Origin of the sequence: Vibrio sp. 10N.222.49.C9, from assembly GCF_041474985.1 — a bacterium.
Taxonomy (GTDB): Bacteria; Pseudomonadota; Gammaproteobacteria; order Enterobacterales; family Vibrionaceae; genus Vibrio; species Vibrio crassostreae_C.
The window spans coordinates 1-223 of record NZ_JBFRVD010000286.1; the positions used below are offsets into that span (position 1 = coordinate 1).

Annotated in this window: 1 pseudogene; it reads right to left on the reverse strand. The window is 43.9% G+C overall.

Annotation, left to right across the window (positions count from 1 at the left end):
* Positions 1–223 (reverse strand): annotated as a pseudogene (locus tag AB4585_RS23165) (hypothetical protein); the annotation flags it as partial.

Below are 223 nucleotides of genomic sequence, written 5' to 3' on the forward strand. Positions count from 1 at the left end.
CCTGTTGATGAGTCAGCAAGTTTTAATCGAAGCTCACCCGTGTCACCTGAGTCACCACCTTTAGTATCAAGAATCTGCACTAGGTTGTTAAAGCCCGCTTCAGCATTTGCTGCTTCAACTGCTGCTTTTACTTCTGCAGTTTGATCATCTGTACCATTAAGAACACCAACGGTATCTGTGTCGATGGTAATATTTCCATCAACCACTTCGAACTGACCTGTTG